The organism is Bradyrhizobium genosp. SA-4 str. CB756 (genome assembly GCF_000473125.1).
Lineage (GTDB): Bacteria > Pseudomonadota > Alphaproteobacteria > Rhizobiales > Xanthobacteraceae > Bradyrhizobium > Bradyrhizobium arachidis.
Genome location: NZ_KI421499.1, coordinates 9761614 through 9784244 on the forward strand (window position 1 = coordinate 9761614; position 22631 = coordinate 9784244).

The 22631-nt window shown below is 65.0% G+C and carries 24 protein-coding genes and 1 pseudogene; 7 read left to right on the forward strand and 18 right to left on the reverse strand.

Annotated elements, in window-relative coordinates; all coding sequences use genetic code 11:
- Positions 1-12 precede the first annotated feature (12 nt).
- The 3 genes and pseudogenes from BRAGE_RS51490 to BRAGE_RS0147250 form a co-directional block, all read left to right on the forward strand.
- Positions 13-450, forward strand: a pseudogene (locus BRAGE_RS51490) (Ku protein); the annotation flags it as partial.
- A 113-nt stretch (positions 451-563) separates the two neighbouring features.
- Positions 564-764, forward strand: a complete 201-nt coding sequence (locus BRAGE_RS0147245; RefSeq protein WP_027562660.1) for a DUF2905 domain-containing protein — start codon at positions 564-566, stop codon at positions 762-764.
- A 305-nt stretch (positions 765-1069) separates the two neighbouring features.
- Positions 1070-1267, forward strand: coding sequence for a hypothetical protein (locus tag BRAGE_RS0147250; protein ID WP_027562661.1), 198 nt, complete (start codon positions 1070-1072; stop codon positions 1265-1267).
- Between the two features lie 37 nt (positions 1268-1304).
- On the opposite strand, the gene BRAGE_RS0147255 is transcribed toward BRAGE_RS0147250, so the two are convergent.
- The 18 genes from BRAGE_RS0147255 to BRAGE_RS52060 all read right to left on the reverse strand — a co-directional run bounded on the left by BRAGE_RS0147255 (position 1305) and on the right by BRAGE_RS52060 (position 16083).
- The gene (locus BRAGE_RS0147255) at positions 1305-2192 is read right to left on the reverse strand and encodes a hypothetical protein (protein WP_141263223.1); all 888 of its coding nucleotides are present in this window, start codon (positions 2190-2192) and stop codon (positions 1305-1307) included.
- A 118-nt stretch (positions 2193-2310) separates the two neighbouring features.
- Entirely contained in the window at positions 2311-2577 is a 267-nt protein-coding gene (locus tag BRAGE_RS0147260) for a hypothetical protein (RefSeq protein WP_027562663.1), read from the reverse strand.
- Positions 2578-2793: 216 nt separating this feature from the next.
- Positions 2794-3195 (reverse strand): hypothetical protein, encoded by a 402-nt coding sequence (locus tag BRAGE_RS0147265; protein WP_027562664.1) that lies wholly within the window; start codon positions 3193-3195, stop codon positions 2794-2796.
- A 12-nt stretch (positions 3196-3207) separates the two neighbouring features.
- Entirely contained in the window at positions 3208-3690 is a 483-nt protein-coding gene (locus BRAGE_RS0147270) for a DDE-type integrase/transposase/recombinase (RefSeq protein WP_027562665.1), read from the reverse strand.
- Positions 3691-3710: 20 nt separating this feature from the next.
- The gene (locus tag BRAGE_RS0147275; RefSeq protein ID WP_027562666.1) at positions 3711-6059 is read right to left on the reverse strand and encodes a hypothetical protein; all 2349 of its coding nucleotides are present in this window, start codon (positions 6057-6059) and stop codon (positions 3711-3713) included.
- Positions 6059-7114 carry an ATP-binding protein gene (locus tag BRAGE_RS0147280; protein WP_027562667.1) on the reverse strand — a complete coding sequence of 352 codons (1056 nt, stop codon included), beginning with the start codon at positions 7112-7114 and terminating at the stop codon, positions 6059-6061. The genes BRAGE_RS0147275 and BRAGE_RS0147280 overlap by 1 nt, the downstream gene beginning before the upstream one ends.
- Positions 7115-7128: 14 nt before the next feature.
- On the reverse strand, positions 7129-7845 hold the full coding sequence (locus BRAGE_RS51495; RefSeq protein WP_035730800.1) for a Mu transposase C-terminal domain-containing protein: 717 nt from the start codon (positions 7843-7845) through the stop codon (positions 7129-7131).
- Between the two features lie 21 nt (positions 7846-7866).
- Positions 7867-10248 (reverse strand): DDE-type integrase/transposase/recombinase, encoded by a 2382-nt coding sequence (locus tag BRAGE_RS0147290; RefSeq protein ID WP_027562668.1) that lies wholly within the window; start codon positions 10246-10248, stop codon positions 7867-7869.
- Positions 10249-10256: 8 nt separating this feature from the next.
- Positions 10257-10532, reverse strand: a complete 276-nt coding sequence (locus BRAGE_RS0147295; protein WP_027562669.1) for a hypothetical protein — start codon at positions 10530-10532, stop codon at positions 10257-10259.
- 11 nt (positions 10533-10543) lie between these two features.
- Positions 10544-11278 carry a TnsA endonuclease N-terminal domain-containing protein gene (locus BRAGE_RS0147300; RefSeq protein WP_027562670.1) on the reverse strand — a complete coding sequence of 245 codons (735 nt, stop codon included), beginning with the start codon at positions 11276-11278 and terminating at the stop codon, positions 10544-10546.
- An 817-nt stretch (positions 11279-12095) separates the two neighbouring features.
- Positions 12096-12362 carry a hypothetical protein gene (locus BRAGE_RS0147305; RefSeq protein WP_027562671.1) on the reverse strand — a complete coding sequence of 89 codons (267 nt, stop codon included), beginning with the start codon at positions 12360-12362 and terminating at the stop codon, positions 12096-12098.
- Positions 12350-13132 carry a hypothetical protein gene (locus BRAGE_RS0147310; RefSeq protein ID WP_027562672.1) on the reverse strand — a complete coding sequence of 261 codons (783 nt, stop codon included), beginning with the start codon at positions 13130-13132 and terminating at the stop codon, positions 12350-12352. Before BRAGE_RS0147310 ends, BRAGE_RS0147305 begins: the two co-directional genes overlap by 13 nt.
- Positions 13129-13725: a hypothetical protein gene (locus BRAGE_RS0147315; protein WP_027562673.1), complete on the reverse strand. Its 597-nt coding sequence runs from the start codon at positions 13723-13725 to the stop codon at positions 13129-13131. The genes BRAGE_RS0147310 and BRAGE_RS0147315 overlap by 4 nt, the downstream gene beginning before the upstream one ends.
- Positions 13726-13813: 88 nt before the next feature.
- On the reverse strand, positions 13814-14593 hold the full coding sequence (locus tag BRAGE_RS0147320) for a metallophosphoesterase (RefSeq protein ID WP_027562674.1): 780 nt from the start codon (positions 14591-14593) through the stop codon (positions 13814-13816).
- Between the two features lies 1 nt (position 14594).
- On the reverse strand, positions 14595-14789 hold the full coding sequence (locus BRAGE_RS0147325) for a hypothetical protein (RefSeq protein WP_027562675.1): 195 nt from the start codon (positions 14787-14789) through the stop codon (positions 14595-14597).
- A 4-nt stretch (positions 14790-14793) separates the two neighbouring features.
- Positions 14794-15003 (reverse strand): hypothetical protein, encoded by a 210-nt coding sequence (locus BRAGE_RS0147330; protein ID WP_027562676.1) that lies wholly within the window; start codon positions 15001-15003, stop codon positions 14794-14796.
- 2 nt (positions 15004-15005) lie between these two features.
- Positions 15006-15539 carry a hypothetical protein gene (locus BRAGE_RS0147335; RefSeq protein ID WP_035730803.1) on the reverse strand — a complete coding sequence of 178 codons (534 nt, stop codon included), beginning with the start codon at positions 15537-15539 and terminating at the stop codon, positions 15006-15008.
- A gap of 1 nt (position 15540) precedes the next feature.
- Entirely contained in the window at positions 15541-16083 is a 543-nt protein-coding gene (locus BRAGE_RS52060; protein WP_051378387.1) for a hypothetical protein, read from the reverse strand.
- 193 nt (positions 16084-16276) lie between these two features.
- On the opposite strand from BRAGE_RS52060, the gene BRAGE_RS0147345 reads away from it, so the two are divergent.
- The 4 genes from BRAGE_RS0147345 (at position 16277) to BRAGE_RS0147360 (ending at position 22584) form a co-directional block, all read left to right on the forward strand.
- On the forward strand, positions 16277-16489 hold the full coding sequence (locus tag BRAGE_RS0147345) for a hypothetical protein (RefSeq protein WP_027562678.1): 213 nt from the start codon (positions 16277-16279) through the stop codon (positions 16487-16489).
- Positions 16490-16653: 164 nt separating this feature from the next.
- A complete protein-coding gene (locus BRAGE_RS0147350) occupies positions 16654-19047 on the forward strand; it encodes a TerB N-terminal domain-containing protein (RefSeq protein ID WP_027562679.1) in 2394 nt (797 codons plus the stop codon).
- A complete protein-coding gene (locus tag BRAGE_RS0147355; RefSeq protein ID WP_027562680.1) occupies positions 19044-20378 on the forward strand; it encodes an ATP-binding protein in 1335 nt (444 codons plus the stop codon). Before BRAGE_RS0147350 ends, BRAGE_RS0147355 begins: the two co-directional genes overlap by 4 nt.
- Positions 20347-22584, forward strand: a complete 2238-nt coding sequence (locus BRAGE_RS0147360; RefSeq protein ID WP_027562681.1) for a DEAD/DEAH box helicase — start codon at positions 20347-20349, stop codon at positions 22582-22584. Before BRAGE_RS0147355 ends, BRAGE_RS0147360 begins: the two co-directional genes overlap by 32 nt.
- Positions 22585-22631: the final 47 nt, after the last annotated feature.

A 22631-nucleotide genomic window follows, 5' to 3' on the forward strand; every position in this document is an offset into this window, starting at 1 on the left:
GGACGACGGCCCGGAACGCTGCTGCGCTATCCGTACGAGGTGCGCAGCGAGCAGGAGTATTTCGAGGAGATCCAGGAGGTGAAGCTGACGAAGGACATGCTCGATCTCGCCAAGCACATCGTCAACCAGAAGGCCGGTCGGTTCGAGCCAGAGAAGTTCGAGGATCGCTACGAGACCGCGCTGATCGACCTCATCAACACCAAGCGCGCCGGCAAGCCGATCGTGCCGAAGGAGCGGCCCGCTTCGACCAACGTCGTCGACCTGATGGAGGCGCTGCGGCGGAGCGTGGGTCAGGAGGCCGCGCCGGCGAAGGCGGCCAAGCCTGCCAAGAAGCCGCGCAAGGCCTCGAGCGGCCAGAAGGAGATGCTGATGCCGATCGAGGGCAAGAAGCCGGCGAAGGAGGCGGCGGCGAAAAAACCGGCGGCGAGGCCGCAGCGGAAGTCGGCTTAGGCGTGTTGAAGGCGCAGGATGTCGACCGTCTGAGGTTAGGCAAAATCGCAGTGCTGACACAGCGAAGTCTCGCGATGTCACGATAAGGGCCGCAACGCCGATGGAGGTGCGAGATGTCGCGCACGCTCATCATCTTCGGACTTGTGCTGGTCGCCGCTGGGCTGCTTTGGCCCGTCCTTGGCAAGTTCGGGCTTGGCCGGCTACCCGGCGATATTTACGTCGAGCGGCCGAATTTTTCCTTCTACCTTCCGCTGACGACCTCGCTTATCATCTCCGTGGTGCTAAGCGTAATCCTGTGGCTGGCGAACCGATAGGGCGCGTCCTCGATATATCGCGGCGGCCGGATCGGGCCCATTTGATATCCGCTATAACCCCGATCGTGGCGCGCAAGCGGACTTCGTGGGAGTCCGGGTCGGGTCAACCTACGCATTTTGGCGAGGCTGCCGCGAAGAGAGGGGCGGCGAGGTCTCACCGGGGCGGAATGGAACGAACGGGTTCGCCGCGCGTCGAATCCATGCCCCCGCCCCCCCCTAAAGCCCCGCCGGGGGAAAAACCTACCCACTTAGGTCCCTGATGCGCACCATCGCGCAAGGACCGTTTGCGCCCGGAGGAGGTAGCAATGAGCAATCGCACATCGGACCGGAGGACGCCGACCGCGGCCGAACTGGAAGCTCGAAAGGTCTTTAGAGGTGCGGATGCCAAGGTAGCAGTGTCGGAGTACGAACGCGCCCAGCAGGCATTCCATGCAAACCGGGAGCGCTTGAAGGCGGAGCGCTTGGCTCGCGAGGCGGCAGCGAAACGAAAGCCCAAGACCTGATGATTGCGCCCGGCGCCGGTGACACACTCCGCGCGGGTCAAGCTTGAATGCTGACCTTAGCGAGCTTCGAGGCGTCCGCTACGGCGCGCCTGGCGCGATTCGCCTCATCCTCAAGCTTGGGCAGGTCGATCACCGCCTCATAGTTCTCGGGACTCTCAATCCTGTAGGGGTGGTCGGGCTTTAGATCCTCGAATGAGGCGATCGCGGCGATATATTGACCGTGAATCCATAGATACTTCTCGAGTACGCCCGGATGCGACTTCTCGAGACCGCGACGTAGGATCGTTGAAATGTCGCCCAGGTAACTCGGGTATCCCTCGTCGTCCATGCCGGTCACTCTCACCACCGCGTCCCAAGAGACGTAGTCGATGAAATGCTTCCCGTCGCGATCTTTCGTCATGAACAGCTTGACGTAGGCAGCTTCGTCTTCCGGGTCGTGATGGTCGGCGTGCGCTTTCCTCGCGATCTCGACAAGGCGTGGATCCAGCAGGACGCGCGGAAACTTGGCCTCTTTCGATTCCATCTCATATGCCTTCACCATCGCCGGGCCAACGAGGTATTTCTCGGTATGGACGAGTTCTCCGATCGTGACTGCGCCCCTGACGAGAAATCCGCGGATTGCGAGGTCAATGATTGCGAAGGCGATATCGAGAAGAAGGTAGAAAACGGCGGATTGTTCGCGTACCGCATACGACAGCACGACCGAATCCGAAAACGTAGTCGCGCTCACGGAAGCGTAGAGGTCTTTGTCGTCGTCTCCGATTTGATAGAGTCGGTCGATCGCGCCGAGTAGGACCTCAAGATTCGTCGGGTTGCCTACAGTCCCCTCCACGATCTCTTTGAACCCAAGAAAGTCCAGAAAGAGAATGATGCGCTCTTCGTACTTGGGATGCTCGGGCTTGGCGGCCTTCCGGGGTCTACGCACGTTCACCTGACTCCGACTGCGGGATTGCGTCACCAAATTTGGAGCAATCGAGTCCGCCTGTCCATCCGTGGAACTGAGAACGGCGACGCTCCGAGGATAGATCTTGCTCCGGAGGGCGTCAGTCCTCGGACGAGCACTCCGGGCAGGTGTCGCCGATCGAATCCAGCACATCGCGGACCTCAGTGACGGCCTCATCCGAAGAGATGCCGGGCGGCGGATCGCGACGCGCGATGTCGACGGCGCGCTCGCGGGCGTGCGGGTCGCCACGATCCTGCATCCAGCCGTGCTTCTCGCATTCGCGGATGGCGCCTGCTTCCTGTAGCCGCGAGATCGCCCAGCCGCGCAGCGTCCGGATCGCTGGCCGCTTTTCCTTCGTCATCACCATCGAGGCCGCTCCTACCGGGGCGAATCCCGGCGCCCCCTGGTTCGTTCCGGCGGTTAGCACGGGACAGGGATTCGGAAACGGCAGGGCCGCAGCTTGTCCACCTGTTCCGTCGCCCGCCCTCGTCGGCGGAAACGCACCTCCTGACGACGAAGTCCTGAAATCTGACCCAGAGGGCGCCTGAGGGCGTTCGCCGTTCTGGCGGACGCCCTGGCCGAACTAGCCCTCGGCCGGCGCGGGCACGTCCTCGCTCCAGCGGCCCGGGTCGTTGCCGCCGACGGTCTGGATCGTCGGCACCTCCGGAGCCTGCTGGGCCCAGGAGCCGGTGGGATTCGCGCGGTCCAGGACTTCCCGCGCGACCTCGCCCAATCCGGCGGACAGCAGCACGGACATCTGGAACGCGTCGCGAGCGGCGAACGCCTCCTCCGAGAGGTCGTGGTCGAGCAGGCTGAGCGGCGCATCGAGGTCGCGCTTGAGGTAATGGTACCAGTCATCGAAGCCGCACAGGCGGGCCGCCAGCTTGAGGCAATCGGTATGCCTGAGCTCGACGCCGAGCTCGCGCAGTACCCGGCGCAGCCGCTTCGTCAGGCCCTTCATGCGCTCTTCGGTCATGATGATCATCGTGTACTCCCCTTACTGGTTGACGTCGGGAATGGTGGGGGCGGCCGGGGCGTAGGACTGCCGCCAGCGCTCGATCTCGTGGCCGAGCTCCAAGAGCGTCGGGAAGCGCTTGTCGCGGAGGGAGGCGCTGAGGTCGCGCAGGGGCCGCTCGGCGGCTGCCTTCGTCCGCCGCGACGGCCCGTAGGTGACCGTGATGCGGTGCCGCTCCGACCAGGTCTGGATCGGGCGGAAGTGGTCTTCACGGCCATGGTCGACCCAGAGCTCCTGCGGATATCCTGACCGCCGGGCCAGGCGCTCCAGCGTGGCGACGACGTCGTCGGCAATCGCGAGGGACATCGTCGCGCTCAGCGGACGGCGCGTGCCGACGTCGACGACCAGCATGACGAGGGGGCGATGAGCGAAATCGAGCACCGCGAAATCGACCGCCCAGGCCACATTGGGGCGCATCATCTGATGGGCGGGCTTGTTCGGCATGAAAGTGCTGTTGGACTTCATTCGCATTCCTTTCTTCGTTTCTAGGATTCGGAGGGGAGCTTCTGGACGTCCGCGGCATGCCGGGCGTCGCGGTCGGCGAGCTTGATTCCGAAGCGCTCGAGCGCATTCCAGACCGCGGTCTTGCTGGTCTTGACGCCACGGCCGGTGGTCGCGTCGTGGACCTCCGCGAGCTTGATGTTCGGGCGTTCGGCGACTAGCTGGCGGAGGAAGTCTTCCTGCTCGTCGAGCTTGGAGCGGTAGCCGAACTTGCGCTGCGCGACGGCTCCGGTCTTTCGCCAGACCTCGATCCAGCGCCTAGCCTCGCGGTACGGAAGCCCCATCGCTTCGGCCGTGGCCTTCGGCCCGGCGCCGGCGGCGACCGCGGCGATGAACCTGGTGCGCACGGTCTCGGGCGCCACCGCAAGTGCGGCCTTCTTCCCGGCGGTCTCGCCGATGAACTCGATCAGCAGCGGCTCGACGGCGAGACGGAGATATCCGAAGTCGCGGTTCTCCTGCAGGGCGATGTCCGGATGGACGCGGTTGGACCGCAGCCAGGCCGGCACGCTCCGGGGGTGCATCCCGCTTCGGTGGCTGATTTCGGCGACGAAGATGTAGACGCCGGCGAGGGCGTGGACTTCGACCGCCGCGTAGGGCGTGTAGCCGGGGCCGCGCTGCTGCAGCAGGTCCGGCCTGGTGCGGGCGAGGCGGGAGAGGAAGGCGACGTTCACGTGCAGGATTTCGGCCGAGGTCGACTGGGCGATCCATTCCGGCGGCTGGGAGTCGGAGGGATCGCCGTGCAGGTGTCCAGCGACGCCGGCCACGAACGCGTCGATGTCCTCGACGGCGAGGCTGAAGCGCAGGTTGCGGCGCCTGGTGTCCTTGTCGAAGACCTCGACGTCGCCGGCGACAATGGCCGAGAGGATCGCGGCCCAGGGCGTCTCGCCGGCGCCGATGGAGCGGGCCGCGACCGCGATCGAGCGGCCCTTGTCGCCGGCGGGGCGGGCCGCGGACAACACCTTGTCCATCAGGTCTTCGATCGAGGACTTGCTGTAGCCGGCATATCCGGAGACTAGGCCGCAGATCGGCCCCTCAAGGCGACGGATCAGGCCACGGTCGACCAGGCTCGGCAGCACGGTCGGCGGGAGCCCGAGCAGGCCGGCCGCTACGGTCTCGCTGACGGCGTCCTTCATCTGCAACAGCAACGGCATGACGTCGTGGACCGCCATCCGGACCGGCGACTGGACGTTCTGCGCGCGGACCACCGGAACGAGGCCGCTGTTGGCCAGGCGCTGCAGGATCGGGCGCTCGACGCCGAAGGTCGCCGCGAGCTGCTGAATCGACAGCATCGAGCTGTCCGCGTCCGCGCCCCTGCGCAGCGAGTGATCGCGGGAGGTGGTCTTCATGTCGGCGTCGATCAGGGCGCCGAGCAGGTCCCGGATCTTCGGCTCGATGTGCTTGTCGTAGGTGATGTAGGCGAGGGGCCCCAGCTCCTTCCTCCTCCCGTAGTGCTGGGGCCGCTCCTCCATGTCGGCGCGGTAGCGTCCGGACAGGGCGGCGAAGCCGGCCTCGCCGCCGATGATGGCGCGGCCGGCGAGGGCGAGCAGTTCGGGCGTCAGAGCCTCGAACTGCTCGGTGCTCTTGCCGCGGCCCTGGGCGCTCTTCGCCGTCCGGGCCGGATCGATCGTCAGGCCGGACGCCAGCGCGATTGCGGTCTCGAACAGGTCGCCGCTGGAGAACTCGCGCCACGCGTCCGGCAGCAGTCGGCGGGCCGCTGCCTTCTTGGTCGGATCCGGATCGATCAGGCCGACCACGAAGTTGTAGGCCTCCTCGTCTTCGACGGGCGAGACCGGCTGCGGGAAATCTCGCAAATCGACGTCGCACTTGTCGCAGAGAGTCGGCACGTCGGCGCGCAGCCAGCCGAGCTTGCGGTCGCAGGCCGGGCAGACGCCGAGCAGCTTCTCCCTGGTCTGCGGGTCGAAGGCGATGGGGCGGAGCTCCCAGATCGCCCGGTGATACTGGGCGGTCTCGAGCGCGCGCGGCGACACCCGCCTGAATTTGCATTCGCGGAAGTGAAGCCGGACCTGGGTGTCGAAGAAGTCGATGCTTTCGGAGCCGGAATGCGCGAACTCGCCCGTCCGGTACGTGCGCGCGACGATGTCCTGGGGCGTGCATCCGATCAGCGCGGCGATGCGCGCGATCTCGTCTTCGTCCGTCAGGGTCGTCGCGAGCGCCACCGCGTTGGGCTTGATGGCATCGGCGAGCTTCAGCATCTTGACGACGTTCCTGACGGCAGTCACCGACAGCGCGCGGCCGAGATAGCCGCGCAGGCTCTCGTCGGCGAACGGGGCGCCGACGGTCGCGATGAATTTCCGGGGCGGGCTCGCGAGCATCAGGCCGCCTTCTTGCCGCCGGACTTCTTCTTGGCCTCGGCCTCCGCCTTGAGGCGCGCGAGCGTGTCCTTCTTCGGACCCTCGGCGAACGGATCGAAGCCAGGCTTCTTCTGATTGTTGTTGAACGCTCGGAAGGAGGATTCGATATCGCTCCATTCGAGGGACGAGCGGCCGTTGCGGAAAGCGCGCTCGAGCGCCATGCGCAGCACGCGGCACGCCACTCCGGGAATTCCCTCGCACATGTCGAAGATCTTGGCGCGATCCTCGAGCGTATCGACCCAGCCGAGAGCCGTGTCGACCACGCCGGCCGCGACCATTTCCTCTTCGATGCGCTTGAGGAACTTGAAGAAATAGTAGCGGTCTTTCCCCGTTTTGATATCGCAGGCCTGGAGCGTAACTTCCTCGGGAACGCAGCGGTTCTTGAGCTCCTTGGAGATGTGGAAGAGCTGCAGCATCTCGTCGGTGCCGACCAGCACGATGCTGAACGCGCCCTCATTGACGAGCGACTTGAGCATCATCGCCATGGCCGTGCCGGTCTTGCCGCCGTCGTGACGCAGCAGCTCGTGGGCTTCATCGATGATCAGGAGCAGCGTGCGGCGGGATCGCGCGATGTGATAGATCGCGCGCGTCACGACCTGGGCGTCGATGGGGCCCGACTTCGGGACGACGTCTTTGGCGGCATCGCCATAGTGCTCCAGAACGACGCCCAGGAAAGCGCGGGTGTTCTTCACTTCGCGCATGGACACCACCATCACCGGGATGTCGTCGGCCGGGAAGCGCTCGTCGACGTTGATCTCGTCCACCACCATGCGGATCGAGGTGCTCTTCATGGCGCCGGAAGGACCGACGATGGGCAGGATCCAGAGCTCTTCCATCTTGATGGGGCGGAGGCGCGCGGCCACGCGGCGCGCCTCATTGTCCTCGACGACGCTCGCGGTCTCGGTCAACAGCCAATGGATCTTGCCTCTGACCACGTCGAGGCGGGGATGCTTGATGAGAATCTTCCTGAAGGCGCGCAAGCGCTGATGTGCGTCGGCGAGTTCCTTGGCGGTCATATCGTGTACTCCTGTTACTTGCGCTTGGTGCGGGAAACTCGGGTGGGGACCTTCGCCTTGGCTTCGGCCATCTTGCGCGCCTTCGTGCGCTTGGCTTTGGCGAGAGCGGGCTTGCCCGGCTTGCGATCCTTCGGGAGCTTCTCGGCCGCCGAGAACGAGATCGATTCGGTCGGTGCGATCCCGATGTCGTCCTTGGTCGGGTCGCCACACGCACTCGCGGTCCGGCGCTCGCGCATGGGCGGCGGTTCGGCGAGCTCCTGCCACTGCCGCCTAAGCCTTTGCAGCGCTTCCGCCCGCTCGGTTTCGGAGCCGAACGCGAGGTCCCGGCTCTTTGCGTAATCGCGCAGCCGCGCGTGCTCTGCGAACGACATCTTCTCCGGAACGTCCACCGCCGGCACCGTGATCCAGCGTGGAGCCGGGTGGGCTGTGCCGTCCCACACGAAGATACTGGAGGCGTCGGACGGATCCTTGATCCTGACCTCGACGCGGCTGCGGGATGGCATCCTCGGCAGCATGTCGGCGAGCGCGGCGCTGTTGTAGCGGATCCCCTTGAAGAGGATGCCGGACGGCGTCAGCACGGCGGTGCTGGTGTAGCCGCGATCGACGTCGAGTTCGGCCTCGTCGGAGATCGGGTGCGTGGAGTCGTTGACCTTGGGCTCGGTCGTGTCGTGTGCGTCGTTGCGGATGAAGCCGCGCAGTCGTTCGATGATATTCCGGATGAGGTTACGCATGTCTTCCAGTCCTTTTTGCTGCTACCAGCCTTCGTCGTCTGCGAATTCGTCGTCGGGTGGCTCGATGGGGGCCGTGGTCGGGGCCTCGGTGGCCTCGGTCCAGCCCTCGTCGTCGGTGTCGTCGTCCATGACGGGGGAGCCGCGCGCCTTGGGCTGGCCGGTCGGATCGCCCCGCGCTTCCTTGACGTAGGCTTCGTGCTCGGCGCGCTCTTGCTCCGCCTTTTTGCGCGTCACGGTCCGCTGGCCTTTCGCGACCGCGACCTTGCTGGGGGTGCGGCCCTTGTTCGGCTTGTTGTCGCGGTCGAGCAGCTCGGCGGCGATCTGGTCGGGGACGCCCTCCGGCTCGACCTTGTTGAGCCCGGCGGTCGAGGCTTCGGCCTCGACGTCCTTGATGTCGTCGATGGTGATGTCGATGGGCTCGTTGACCGTGGTGTCGTCGAACTGGCCGAGTTCGAAGGCGAGGCCGCGACGAGCCTGGCGGCTCTGGCGCATGGGCATTTGGCCCGCCAGCGTCTCCCAGTGGTTGCGCAGCCTGTTGGCGGCGTCCCAGCGATCATCCTCAGGGCTGAACTCGAGATCTCGTTCCTTCGCAAATTCGCGGATTCGATCGAGATGCCAGAACGTCAGGCCCTTCAAGGCCTCGGCGTTGACGTTGGGCATCCTCACCCAGTAGGGGCGCGGCTCCCCGCCGCGATTCCAGACGCTGATGCTCGATGCATCGGCGGGATTGAACTTCACGACGACGCGTGCGCGCGACTGGCCGAAGGTGCGCGGATCCTGAGAGCGCTTCTTCTCGAAGCGGACGAGATCGTTCAGGAGCAGCGAGGTGACGGCTTCGTCGTGCCAGCGCATGTTCTTGAATTTGATGCCGTTGCCGGAGATGCTCGCGGTGTGGACGGCGCCGAGCACATGATCGAGGGCGGCGACGTCCTTGATCCAGCGGCGGCGCTGGATTGCGAGTCCTTCCTGCCAGACGCGTGCAGGGACGGCGTTGATGCCATCGTGAGGGCGGTAGCTGTAGACCTCGTTCCATTCGTGGAGCAGCTCGTTGAGGTCTTCGAGCGTGATCAGCGCGCCTTTTGCGGGGTCGAGGCCGACCTGGCGCATGACATAGACGTTGTAGCGCACGGCGCCGGCGAGCTTGTGGATGAGCCCCTTGTTGATGGTGTCGAAGAGGCGCTCGCAGATCGCCTTGTATTGCGGCGTGTCCGCCGGCGCGTAGTGGACCTCCGTGCCGAGTTCGGCCATCGAGTGCTGAAACGAAGGCGACTGTTGAGACCAGTCGCGATCCACCAGGATCTCCGTCGGATGCCCCCAGCCGTCCCAGGGTTTCCTGATCTGGGGATAGAGCTTCTGCACGTACCCCTTGTGGCGGTTGACCCGCTTGAGCGTGGCCAACACCGAGTACAGGCTCGGCGGTTCGAACGTGATGAAGAAGCCCAGCAGCAGCCGGCTATAGACGTCCAGGCAGACCGTGAGATACGGCCGGCCCAGCGGCAGCAGGCGCTTGCTGTCGAGCACATGGACATCGAGCGGGGTGCTGTCGATGATGGCGAGTTCGAGCGGCCGCTCCGCCGCGATATGCCCGCGGTGGCCGTGGATCTTGCGCCAGGCCTCGCTGCGGCTGGTCTTGCGGGCCCAGTTGTCGAAGGTCAGCGCATCGTTGATGCGCCGCCGTAGTACCTCCGGTCGCGGATACTTGAGCTGCTCGGTCTCGGGTCGCTTCTTGTTGAGCTGCTTGATCGCTTCGCGGAAGCGACCATAGGCGTCGTTGTAGTCGACCCCGCGTGCGCTGTAATAGTGGTCGATGGCCTTGGGGATCTCGGTCTCGATCTCGTCGGCGAGCCGGCGCGGCGAGTTCTTGCCGCGGTTGTCCCTGAAGGCCTCGAGGGGGCGCGCGCCGGGCCGGCCGCAATGTTTGACGCAGTGGCGGAGACGAGCGACCTTAACTCGGTACGGCTCGCTTTCGCCCTCCTCGATCTCGTTGGTTTCGTATTCGAGCTTGAAGACCCTCTTCCGCCACTTGTTGATGACCCTCTGCAGGCCCACGTCGCCCAGCGTGCCGTTGCCCTCTTCGTCCCACTTCCTGGTGTAGAACTGCCGGGCAAGGGCCTTGCGGCCTTCGGGCGTGAGCTTCGCCTGCTCGGCGTCGCCGGAGTCGGTCCACAACTCGTCGGGGCCGAATTCGCGGAGTTCGATCGGATTGCCGTCCTTGTCCTGTTCGACCATCCTGATCTTGCGCAACGCGTGCAGTTCGTTGAACTTGTGCTCGGGCAACTTGACCTCGCCGCCGCCCACCTTTTCGAAGCACATCACGTTGAAGGCCTTCCAGCGGTCGAAGCTGCAGAGCCCCTTCTCGAAGTGCTGGATCAGGTCGCCTTTCTTGATGTCGATCGTGGGCATGCGGGCACTCAGGACTGCGGATCGGTCTTGGGCGTGGTGTCGTTCTCGAGCCGGCTCAGCGCTTGCCGCAGCGAGGCCGACTGCAACTCGCCCGACCGGTCGATCAGGATTTCCGCGGGGCGGCCCCAGCCGTACCAAGGATCGGCGTTCTGGATGGCCTGCTGCATCGCGAGCAGCGCGGTACGGATGCCGGGCGGCTCGAAGTCGATATGATGACCGAGGATCATCCGGGTTTCGGCGTCGATGGCCACGGTCGATTGCGGGCGCGAGAGATGCTGGGACATTTGGGGACTCCTTACTTGCCGACCTGAATGGCGGCGCTCTCGGTCAGGATGACCGGCGTCTGCTGGGTGATGCGGAGATCGATGTCGATGCGAACGTGACGGCGGACGATCAGCGCACGCAATCGCGCGAGGCCGTTCGGGCTCCACTCGTCATCGGTGCGGCTGAGGACGGCGACGGCCTCGCCCCATGTGATCTCGGCGCCGGTGCGCCGGAACGCGTCGCCGAGGCGGATGTAGTCCTCCGCCGAGATGGCGGTGAACCGGTCCATCCTGATCAGCCTCGAGTTGGCCAGGCGGTGGCCTTCGGCGAGATACTTTTCGGCGGTGACGATGCGGAATTTCCAGCCGCGGAGCTCGCACACCCGGCGGGCCAGCCAGAGCTTGAACGCGTACTCGGGATCCTTCCGCGCCTCGTCTTCCTTCTTCTTGATCTCGACGACCTCGATCGCGGTGTCGGCGAGCAGGCGCTCGACGTCGGGGAAGTAGATGAGCACGCTGCCGTCGCTCATGTGGAATTCGATCCGCATAGGCTGCGTCATGAACTTGCGGACGTTCCAGTCCGCCTCGCAGACCCACAGGAAGTGGCGTTCGGGAATGCCCTCCCAGGGCAGCGGCCTGCCGACCTTCAGCGAAGGAAAGTCGCCGGTCGGAATCTTCCGCACGGCCTGGATGACGGTCCTGATCGGACCGCCGCCCTTCGCGCGGACGATCCGGACGGATTCAAGTTTGGGACGCTTCTTGGACATAGTGCTGCGGATCGGCCGGGCCCGGGCAAGACTCCGCCGGTCGCCGGGAAGGTTGTTCCCGTCGGTGAGCGGTGAATTGCGGGGATCTGAGAGAAACCGGGCGCGCGCAGACTTGCCTTTCCCGCGTCGAGCTGCTCGACTGCGGGCCTCTGTGAGGTGGTCTGCGCGCGCCCCTGGTTTCTCTCCAGGTTCGGCCTACCCCTGACGAAGGGCGGCCCTGTTAGCGCAGGGTCGCCTTTTTCGTTCGGGCCTATCGGGGTTGTCCGTCTCCTTTCCGGTTGGGCCCTGGGTTGCGTCTACGAGCGGGAAGGTGACGATCGCGATTGCCCGGCGCAATCGGATTCTTGGCCGGATTCAACCAGACAGTTGTATTCTCGAAAGTGACGATCGTAGATTGGGCGGCGCCGCACAGGCTCGCGGAGGCACCGGCGACGCCGCTTTCGGGGCCGATCGCACGGCCGCAAGCCGGCTTGTGACTTGCAGTACGTCGCGTGATGCGAGCCTGCGCTCCGAGGCCGCGGAATCGAAACTTCCTCTTTGCCGGCCCGGAATTCGAATCCTTGAAATCCCAACGCGATCGGACTCCGCCGACCGGTGGAGCGGGCGAGCAATTTTCGGCTGCTGCGCTTCGCCGGCACGCCTCGAAAATCGGATTTCAACAGGGGTCGACAAAGGCGTGGAAAACTTCGGCGTCCCCGCTGCCCGGGGACCGATTCTTCCTCTCGAGGGGCCGAAGAGTATCCCGCGCGCTCCATTTTTTTGGCGCTGCGGAAGCCGTCTAATTGGTTCTGAAGCCACATGATTGCTGCTCTCCGCCTCAGACTTTGGTCCAGTCGGCGGCCATCGCCGCTTCGCATGCGCGCTGAAGAAGAGCCCAGACGCGCTGCCGGCGCGCATGGGCCAGGACGGAAAATCTTGCGATGCCGGGCGGCGTGCCGGTCAAAGGATTGGCGGTCTCCATGGCGATGACCTGGTAGTCGCTCAGGTCGGCCAGGTTGCTCACGTTCCCGATATGCATCGTGCCGATCGGCTGACGCAGCGCGCCGTTGCCTGACGGCCAGAGTTCTACTTTCACGACGAGCATGTGTTGTCCTCCTTGATATCGGTGATTGCCCTCAGGGCGGCTGTCGCCGCCGCGAGCCGTTGTGCGATGCGTTGCGCGCCCGTTCCGGGACGGAAGGCCGCGAGCAGGTCGTCGAGGTCGAGCTCGGCGAGGGTGGCGTCGTCGATCTCGACCGGGGCCCGCCCGGCGAAGCGCCCGATCGCCGCCTTGACGACGGCGCCGGTCGGAGGCGCAAGCCGGATCGTGAGGTCCGCGGCGCCGACCAGGGCCCGGGGAAGCAGGCCGACGTCGGCGGAAATGCCCACCACAGACCGGCCGCCGGACAAGGCCGCCGACACCGCGCTCGAGCCGGATGAGCCTCCTACGCCATGCAAGTTCGGACCGCTCCTTGTGTGCTGCAGCCAGCGGTCGCCGAAGGCGCGGCGGAAGTGGTCCGAGACCGGCAGAACCCAGGCAACAGTCGGCACCAGGATGATGACGGAAAGCGCCTGGCCGTGGCGCAACTTGCGCCGCAGATCGGGAGACGCTGCGGCCTCGAACGCCGCCCCGACGACGGCCGCCATGGCCTCTTGCCGCGCGCCCCGGGCAGGCGGGGGAGCTTCCTCCGGATCCAGGTAGAAATTTCCCTCGATCTCGGGCTCGTCCTCAGGCTCCTCGAAGCGGCCGAGTTTCCGGTCGAAGACGCGGTCGATCAGAACCGAGCCCGATGGCAGGCAGCGCTGGTCGACGAGACGCTTGGGCGCCATGCGGACCGTGATGCCGGGCGAGGGACGTCGTGTCGTCTTCTTCATGTGCGAGACCTCACGATGGTGGACGGTCCGAGCGGTTCGGACCTCAGGTCGAGTTCGAGGAGATCGGAGCAGGCGAGTGACATCACCGCCGGCGAGGGATCGAGGTCGCTGCGGACCATTTCGAGCAGTTGGGAAAGCTGCATCGGCCCCTCGTCGACAAGAGTTTTGAGGATGCGAAGGCGTAGCGGGACGGCGACTGGCCGGTCCTTGTAGGACCAGACCAGGCGGACGTTGGACCGGCGCGGTTCGGACCGCAGATCCTCGGCCGTGACGACGAGCTGCTGCAGGCCGAGCTCGCGCAGCGCGATCAAGGCAAGGCCTTCTTCGTCGAGGTCTCGGACCCGCCGGGCCGGGACCACGTCGAGGTAGAAGCGGCCGTCGTTCCTCGTCAGAACGACGGCGTCGACCTCGACCGCTACTTGCGGGGACCCAGCATGCGCCGACGCAACGTGTGAGATCGCGAGCACCGTCGGATCGAGCGATGCGTGCGCGAGCGCTTCTCGGAGCGCAGCGTGACGAGCTGGGACCGGGGACGCGGTTTTGGCGGACGAGAAGAGATGGGGGTGGCCGCTGCGGGCCTTGGGGCGGAACATGCGAAAGCATCCGAAACCATGGAAAGGGCGGGGCGCGTTTCGGTGATGTGCTTCTCGCTGTCGGCGTCGGTCATGGCCGTCCCCTCGGTTAGATTTCGATGACGAAGTTCGGATCGAAGTTCGGATTGTCCCAGGTGGCCTGCTGGCCGGGCCAGGGGCCGTAGCCCTTGGCGTTGCTGACCATGCGCGTGCTGCGTACCTCGAAATCGCGGCTTTCGTGCGTGTGGCCGAACGCCCAAAGTTCGGGCGCACCCTCGCGGATCACGCCTCGGAGATCGCTGGTGTACGCGGCCGACGAGATGTCGCGCTCGCAGCCGCGCCGCGTCGCCTCCGGCACCGGCCCCATGTGCGTGACGACGACATGCCGGCCGTCCTTGCGCAGCTCGCGCGCGATGAAGTCGCGCGACTGCAGGTGCCGCGACAGCGTGTGCTCCGGACGCAGGCGGAATTCGTAGTTGCCGTGCCTGATCTTGCGGTAGTCGTTCATGACGTCGCCAGCGACAGACATCGCGTAGGCCGGGTCGTCGAACAGATCGAAGTCCGTCCACAACGTGGCGCCGAGGAAGGTGATGCCGTCGATGGTGACAGCATCGTTCTGCAGTACGTGGATGTTCGTCCCGGCTGCGGCGGCGTGCGCCTTCTCGACCGTCCTGTCGATGTCGCAACCGTAAAATTCGTGATTGCCGGGAATATAGAGCACTGGCCGATCCTGGACTCGTTCGCGCAACCAGGCGACGCCCCTCTCCATGCGCGGGATTAGGTCGCCGGCGACGATCATGACGTCGAACGCCGGGCGGTCCGCCGGCGCCGGCAGGTCCCAGCCGCGGGTCATCTCGAGATGCAGATCGGAAACGGTCCAAAGGCGCACGTCAGCGGTCCTCATCGTTCGGATGGTCGTCCAGCGGCTCGGCCCGGCTGATCGCCTGCGCGAATTCATCCGGCAACTCGTCCATCGCGAGCGCGAACACGACGTCGTTCGAGCCGCAGCGCGGACATTTGTGCTGCGTCGGATCGTAGGTGAACTCGCCGTCTTTGCCGCAGGCGCCGCAGCGGAATCTGGCCATATCGCTAGTCCTCCGCTCCGCTCTGGGAACTCTTCTCGCGCTCCGCCTCGGCGAGCGCGTCCATCTTCTGAGCCACCGGGTCGTCATCCGGCAGCTCCTGCCTCGAGACCTCGAAGTGCACATCGATCGAATCGCAGACCGGGCACGTGAAGCGGTTCGGGTCGTAGACCCAGGTGCCTTCCTTGCCGCATGCGCGGCAGCGAAACTTGGCCAACGCTATCCCTCCTGTCCGAACGAGGGCGGCGGCACCTCGGTCAGCGTGTCGGTCGAGCGGTCGTAGCTCGCGAAGTACATGTCGGCCTGGCCCCGCCATCTCCGCAGCCGGCGCACGTTCTCGAAGCCGGGTCCGTACCGGGGCGGGACGGGCTCGCCGACGGCGTGTTCTGTACAGCGGGTTTCGAGCCAGCCCTTGTTGTTGTACAGGCGTCCCTCGCGGCCGCAGATTTCGCAGGTGCAGGCTGAGCGGGCGACGGCAAGATCGACGGCATGCCCGATCTTGGACTCGGTGTCCTGCGAAGCCTCGGCGCTCCAGTCGATCCGGAGAATGCCCATCTTCTGCGCGATGCGGACGAATTCGAAGGTCCCGCGACCGCGCAGCGCCATTTCGATCCGGCGACAGAGTCGCACCAGGATGTCCTGCCACCCGCGTTCACAGTGCGGGTAGCCGATCGAGCGGCTGGGCTCCTCCGCCATCGTCAGAAACAACCGCGGATGCCAAAGCATGAGGTCGCGCCCCCAATCCATTGCCATCTCAGTCCTCCTCGGGGCCCAGAGTGAACGGATCGACCTCGACGAAGCTGTCGCTGTCGCGGTCGTAGCGGCGGCGCAGCGTCTGCCGGCGGCCTTCGACAACGCGCTCGATGACATGGATATCGTCTCCAGGCTGCGCCTCGATCGCCCGCCGACCCTCGGCATGAGCCCCGCAGCGCGTGGTGAACCAGCCAGGGCCGTGCAGCACGCCGGGCTCGCCGCAGACCTCGCACGTGACGGCGCTGCGCGCCTCGGCCAGATCGATGGCTTCCTCGACCTTGGCGTCGGCCTCCGGAGACAGCCTGCCGTCCCAGTAGACGCGAAGGGTGCCGTACTTTTCCTTGATCTGTGAGAAGCGGAAGGTGCCGCGGTCGGTCTGGACCGCCGTCCGGATCCGGACGCACAGGCGATCGAGCAGGTCGCGCCAGCCAGCATCGCATTCGGGCGAGCCTTGGGCCGCCAGCAGGGCGTCGGCCGGCGGATCGAAGAGGTCGCGGTGAGCTTCGATGAGCTCAACCCTCCAATTTCCAACGACGCCCGACATCCCGACCTCAACGCCACCGTGAACATAACGAGAACAGTCAAAGCAGGAAGGTCAGCTGGAGTCAAGGGCTTAGCGCTTCCTTCTTATATAAGAAGCCATCGCCTTGTTATATAAGACGATCTCGACCTAGTCTGGTGCCGGCGCCGCTGCCGCCGTATGGTTAACGACAGGGATTCGCGCAGCGGATGGATGGATGGTCGGGAAAAAGAGGGCGCCGAAACGGGGAAAGCGAACCCCGATCGGGGACAGGGTTCAGTTCCTGACGATGATGCATCCGGAGGTTATCGCCGACATCAAGCAGGTCGCCATCGACGAGCATCGGGCGGCCTGGGACATCATGGAGCAGGCAGCGAGGGAGTTTCTGAAACGGCGGCGAGGGCGATCTGATGGCGGTGAGCGCGCATAAATCCTGCTGCTAACTCAACATCATATCCCGCTCACGCTTGTCGAAAGACGTGGAAACGGGAAGGGCGCTCCGCGATTGCACTTGCGACCGGCGGCAACTCCATGGGACCTTCTCCCACCGGAGCCTGCGTTTGGCGGGGGCCGACCAGCATCACGAATTGAGCGATGGGGCGACGCAACAGCAACTCCTTTGGGATGGGTATTCTTGTCGTTCTAGGGCTCATTTTTTTGGCCCTGAGCGCGGCGTATCACTTTGTCCTGCAGAATGGTGCCGCCATCGCGGCGTTTGCGATTGTTGTTGGGGTGCTACTCCTGATCTGGTCGATAGGATCGCGTGCGCTGTCTTCGCGAAAAGCTCCCCCGCCGTTGCCCGCGCAGACCGACCAGCGTTCCGTTGCGGCGCCGGTGAACCGGCAGGCAGCAAAGCGGGCTCCAGCGCGGTGGGTGGGTCCTTCGGAGACTGTGGTCGTGCAGGGCGCGCAGATCACGGGCGGGTTGTTCTATCTGGGTGATTTCGTCCAGTTGGACGACGGGCGGTCGACGGATCAGTACGCGATCAATCCGAAGCTTTCCGCAAGCGCGGCTCGGCCGGACGTCGAGGGAAGCTCGATGCCCTATTGGCCGTCCTATGCCGGCGTCACGCCCGCCGCTCGTCGTGCATTTCTGAACTGGATGGCGGAAGGGCGCAGCAGCCGAGCTTACGGGGTCGGGCACGTGTTCCTGTTCTTCTACGGTTTGGAGCACCGCGCCTTCATCGAGACGAATCCTACATCCTTGCCTGCTCTCGTTCAGGAAGTGGAGCGGCTGCTAACTGTCTACGCGGACAACAACTCCTTCCGCGGCTACGCCACGCGCTTTTTGAGCTATGCCAGAATAGCCGCCGGGATCCCGATCTCGCCGCCAACTCCTTCCCCGGAGCGGACAGTATCCTCCGAAGTGGATGTCGCGATCCGATTGCATCTGGGGCAGGCGCTTCAGCGGAACGGAGCGCTCGGAGCCGACGAAGCCTTGCTCTGGGCGCTCGCAATTCCGGATGTCTATCTTCGGACGCCCGCAGTTCGGTGCTTCGAGGAATTCGAGCGGCTCTTTCGCTATCGGTTCAACGAGCGCTATCCCAGCGGCCTTGCGCTGCGAGCGACCGGCAACATCCGCCTCAGCTATAAGGCCGCGAGCGGCGCGTTCGAGGTTTCCATATCGGGTGGCCATGAGCGATATCCGGACATTTGTCAGGTTTCGGGAAAGGGCTCGGCCGATCTGAAGAGGATGGTGCAGGAGTGCACGGACGAACTCGACAGCTTCAGTCGCTTCGTCGGACGGCGTCCGGATTCCCGCGAATCCATGCAGGCTGCACTCTTGCTGCCGGAGCCGCTGCAACAAGACCCTGCGGATGGCCGCATTCACCTCTTCGGCCAAAAGATGCATCGCTCGATGGGCGAGCACAAACGCGCCAGCACGAAGATGCGCAACATGCTGGAGGCTGCGGGCTTCGATATGCCGGCGAACGGCAAAGTCACGCCTACGCTTGCCGACCAGCTCGGTTCGGCTCTGGATCGCATCGACATCGCCATAGAGCCGGATCGCCGCTACGGAAGCGGCGTCCCCCAGCTCGACGACCAAGTGATCATTTTCAAAGCGGATGGCGGCGGAAAGGTCGATGCTGACCGATCCAGCTACAGAGCCGTAAAGGCCCAGGTCGAGGTGGCCGTGTTGGCCGCGGCGGCTGACGGCGATGCCTCTGCCGACGAGTTGAAGCGCGTGGTCGCAGGAGTTCGAGATGCCACGGGGCTGTCCCCGATAGAGCAGGCGAGGCTGATCGCCTACGCCGCGACCGTGTTCAACAGTCCGCCCAAACAGGACCGGGTGATGCGCAAGCTGGGCGAACGCAGCCCGGAGGAGCGCACGATCATCGCCGACGCCGCGCTCGCGATCATCGCCGGCAACGACAGCGTCGATCCCGGCGAAGTGCGCTTTCTGGAGCGCCTCCACAAGGCGCTTGGCCTTCCGAAGGAGCGGGTGTATTCCGCCTTGCATCGTGCAAGTCCGCCCCAGGCTGCCGACGAGCCCGTCCCCATCTCGCAGGAAGTACGTGCTGAGGGGGTGCCGATACCCGTCTCGGAGAAGGCGCCCGTTGTGCCCGAGACGACCAAGCCGCAGGCAGAGTCGACGCCGGCATCGACGATCCGCATAGATGCCGCTCGGCTCGCGCGCACGCAACGCGAGACTCAAACCGTGTCCGCGCTCCTTGCGAACATCTTCGAGGAAGATGTGCCTTCCCCGCCTGAGCCAGCCGCAGCCGCGCCTGCCGCAACCGGCTCGCTTGACGGTCTCGACGCCGCCCATACCGAACTGGTCGAGCTTCTGGAGATCAAGGGATCCCTTCTGCGGAGCGAATTCGAGCAGCGTGCGAAAGATCTCAAGCTGCTGCCCGATGGTGCAATCGAGCGGATCAACGATTGGGCCTTCGACCGCTTTGAAGAGGCAATCATCGAGGACGGCCATGACGTCGTCATGGTAGAGCACCTTCGCGACAGGTTGGCTGAACTGAGAGAAGCGGCATGAATCCACCAACTGCACGCCCCATCAAGGCGAAGGATCGGGACACCATCATCCAGGCGCTCGCCGCCGGTGTGGTGCCACGCGTAGGGCTCCCGCACATCCAGGTCGGCCGCGCTGCGGAGATCACTGCGCTGGTGCGCGACATCCAACGCATCTCCGACGGCGGGGCCGGCGTCCGCTTCGTGATCGGCGAGTACGGCGCCGGCAAGACGTTCTTCGCGAACCTGATCCGTCTCATCGCCTTGGAGCGGAAGTGCGTCACTGTCCATGCCGATCTTGCGCCGGACAGACGCATCCACGCGGGCGGCGGCCAGGCGCGGGCGCTGTACTCGGAGGCCATTCGCAACATGGCCACTCGTACGAAGCCGGACGGCGGCGCGCTGGGCGCGGTAATCGAGAGGCTTGTCACGGACTCGGTCAAGGAGGCCGCCGACCGGCAGCTTCCCGTCGAGACCGTGATCGATCAGAAGCTCGCTCCCATTCAGGAGTTCGTCGGGGGGTACGATTTCGCCGTCGTGCTGAAGGCCTACTGGCGTGGCAGCGAACATTCCGACGAGTCGTTGAAAACTTCGGCCCTGAGGTGGCTCCGCGGGGAGTTCTCGACCAAGACCGAGGCCCGCCAGGCGCTTGGGGTGCGGACCATCGTCGATGACGACAACGTCTACGACTCCTTGAAGTCTCTCGCCTGTCTCACGCGGTTGGCAGGCTACGCTGGCCTGGTCGTGATGTTCGACGAGATGGTCAACATTTACAAGCTGCAGAATTCCCAGGCCCGCAATCAGAACTTCGAGGAGATCCTTCGCATCGTGAACGACGCCCTCCAGGGCAATACCACTGGCATCGGCTTCGTGATGTGCGGGACGCCGGAATTTCTCCTCGATACGCGGCGCGGCCTCTACAGCTACGAAGCGCTGCAATCGCGTCTCTCCGAAAACCGTTTCGCGGCCAACGGCCTGGTCGACTACAGCGGTCCGGTCATCCGACTCCAGAGCCTCACGCCGGAGGACCTTCTTGTTCTCTTGTCCAACATCCGGAACGTCTTTGCTGGCGGCGATGCTGCGAAGTTTCTGGTGCCGGACGAGGCCTTGACTGCGTTCATGGACCACTGCAATCGCCGCATCGGAGAGGCATATTTCAGGACGCCGCGCACCACGGTCCGAGCCTTCGTGCAGATGCTCGCCGTTCTCGAGCAGAATCCGGGGGCGCGCTGGCAGGACCTGATCGGCGGGATCCAGATCGCGCCCGATGCACCGGATATCGCCGTCGCGGAGGAGACGACCCAGTCCGCGGGAGGGGAGGGCGATGAGCTCACCAGTCTCCGCATCGGCAACTGAAGGTGCCTACGATCGGCTCCATCCGAAGATCCGACGTTGGATACGTGACCAGGGCTGGGATGAGCTGCGCGAGATCCAGGCGCGCGCCATTGGCGCCATTCTCGACGGGGCCGGCGACGTCGTAATCGCTGCGTCGACCGCGGCCGGAAAGACGGAGGCGGCGTTCCTGCCGATCCTGACCTTGATCGCTGACAGCAAGGGCGGCGGTTTCTCGGCGATCTACGTCAGCCCTCTGAAGGCGCTGATCAACGACCAGTTTCGGCGGCTGGACGAGCTCTGCGAAGCGATGGAGATCCCCGTCGTCAAATGGCACGGGGACGCCTCCCAAGCCGAGAAGAGGAAGGCCATCGCGAAGCCTTCCGGCATCGCGCTGATAACCCCCGAGTCGATCGAGGCGATGTTGACGCGGCGCCCTGGCGATGCGGTGCGGCTTTTCGGATCGGCCGACTTCATCGTCGTCGACGAACTCCACGCCTTCCTGCAGGGACCTCGCGGACTGCATGTGGCCAGCCTCCTGAAGCGCGTCGACGCGATGGCTCAGAAGCCGGCCCGCAGAGTCGGACTGTCGGCTACCATCGGCGATCTGAGCCAAGCTGCGGCCTGGCTTCGCCCGTCGGCTCCGCAAAACGTCGATCTCCTCGTCGCGAAGGCGGATGCGCCGGAGTTGAGGCTCCAGATACGTGGCTATGTCGAGCCGCCGGATCTCGACGATCCCGATCATGCGGAAGGAGCCAGCCAAGACGCTCAAGTGCCCAAGCGCATCGCACTGGACGCGATTTGCGACCATCTATTCGACACTCTGCGCGGTACGAACAATCTGGTCTTTGGCGGGTCTCGCCGGACCGTGGAGTCGGCCGCCGATCGCCTTCGGCGCCGATGCGAGACGGCAGGCGTGCCGAACGAGTTTTATCCTCATCACGGCAGTCTTTCGAAGGTTCTCCGGGAGGATCTCGAAATTCGGCTGAAGGACGGCAGCCTGCCGACGACGGCGGTCTGCACGTCGACGCTCGAACTCGGCGTTGACATCGGCTCCGTCAAATCGGTCGCCCAGATCGGCGCGCCTCGCTCTCTCTCCTCTCTGCGGCAGCGTCTCGGCCGAACGGGCAGGCGGCGAGGGACCCCATCGATCCTTCGCGTTTACGTCCGCGAGCCCTACGTCGACGTCAAGTCAGGCATCCTCGACCAATTGCGTCCGAATACCATCCGGTCGGTGGCCGTGGTCCGCTTGCTGCTGGCTGGGTTCGTCGAGCCTGCCGCGCCCAGCCCGGAAACGGCCTCCACGCTGATCCATCAAGTTCTGTCCGTCATCGCCGAACGGGGCGGCATCCGCCCGAAGCCGTTGTTCGATCTGCTGTGCGGACTGGGACCGTTCAACTCGATCGACACGGCGGACTTCGCGCAGCTACTGCGCCATCTGGGATCCGCTGAAGTCCGGATGATCGAACAGGCGCCGGACGGCGTCCTGATGCTCGGTCCGGAGGGAGAGAAGATCGTGCAGTCGCGCGACTTCTTCGCCGTGTTCGAGAGCTCGGAAGAGTGGCGCCTGACGGCGGCCGGGCGCACGCTCGGCACTCTCCCGATCTCTTTCCCGGTCCATAAGGACAGCCTGGTCGTATTTGCTGGGCAAAGATGGGTCGTCCTGGACGTCGACGAGGCCGGAAAGGTCCTGTCGGTCGCGCCGCATCCGGGAGGCATGGTGCCGCGGTTCGAGCCGTCCCACGGTGAAGCCGCGCACGACCGGCTGTTGGCCGAGATGAGGGCAGTCTACCTCGACAACGACGTTCCAGAATACATGGACAGGGCTGCCCAGGAGCTGCTGGCGGAGGGACGCGACACCTTTCGGGCGCTCGATCTCGATCGGCGCTCCCTCATCCAGGAAGAGCGCGACCTCCACCTCTTCGTCTGGAGGGGCTCGCAGACGACGGCCGTCTTCAGCGCTGCGCTCGGAATGGCCGGCTTGGAGTGCGGTGTCCACGACTTGGGAGTGACCGTGCCCGAGACCACGCCAGCGCAGATGATGCCCATTCTCGAGAAGCTCGGCTCCATGTCGGCGCTCGACCCTATGGACGTCGCAGCTTTCGTGAAGAACGTGCGCGCGGGCAAGTTTCAGGACTTCGTGCCGGAGGCGCTCGCTCAGAAGCAATGGGCTCTCCAGAACGGGCAGTTCGTTGGCACGGCCACGGCGATCGCCACGACATTGCGCTGACCATCCGCCGGTCCTTGCTGGACGCGTACGTCGCTCCAGGAAAGAGA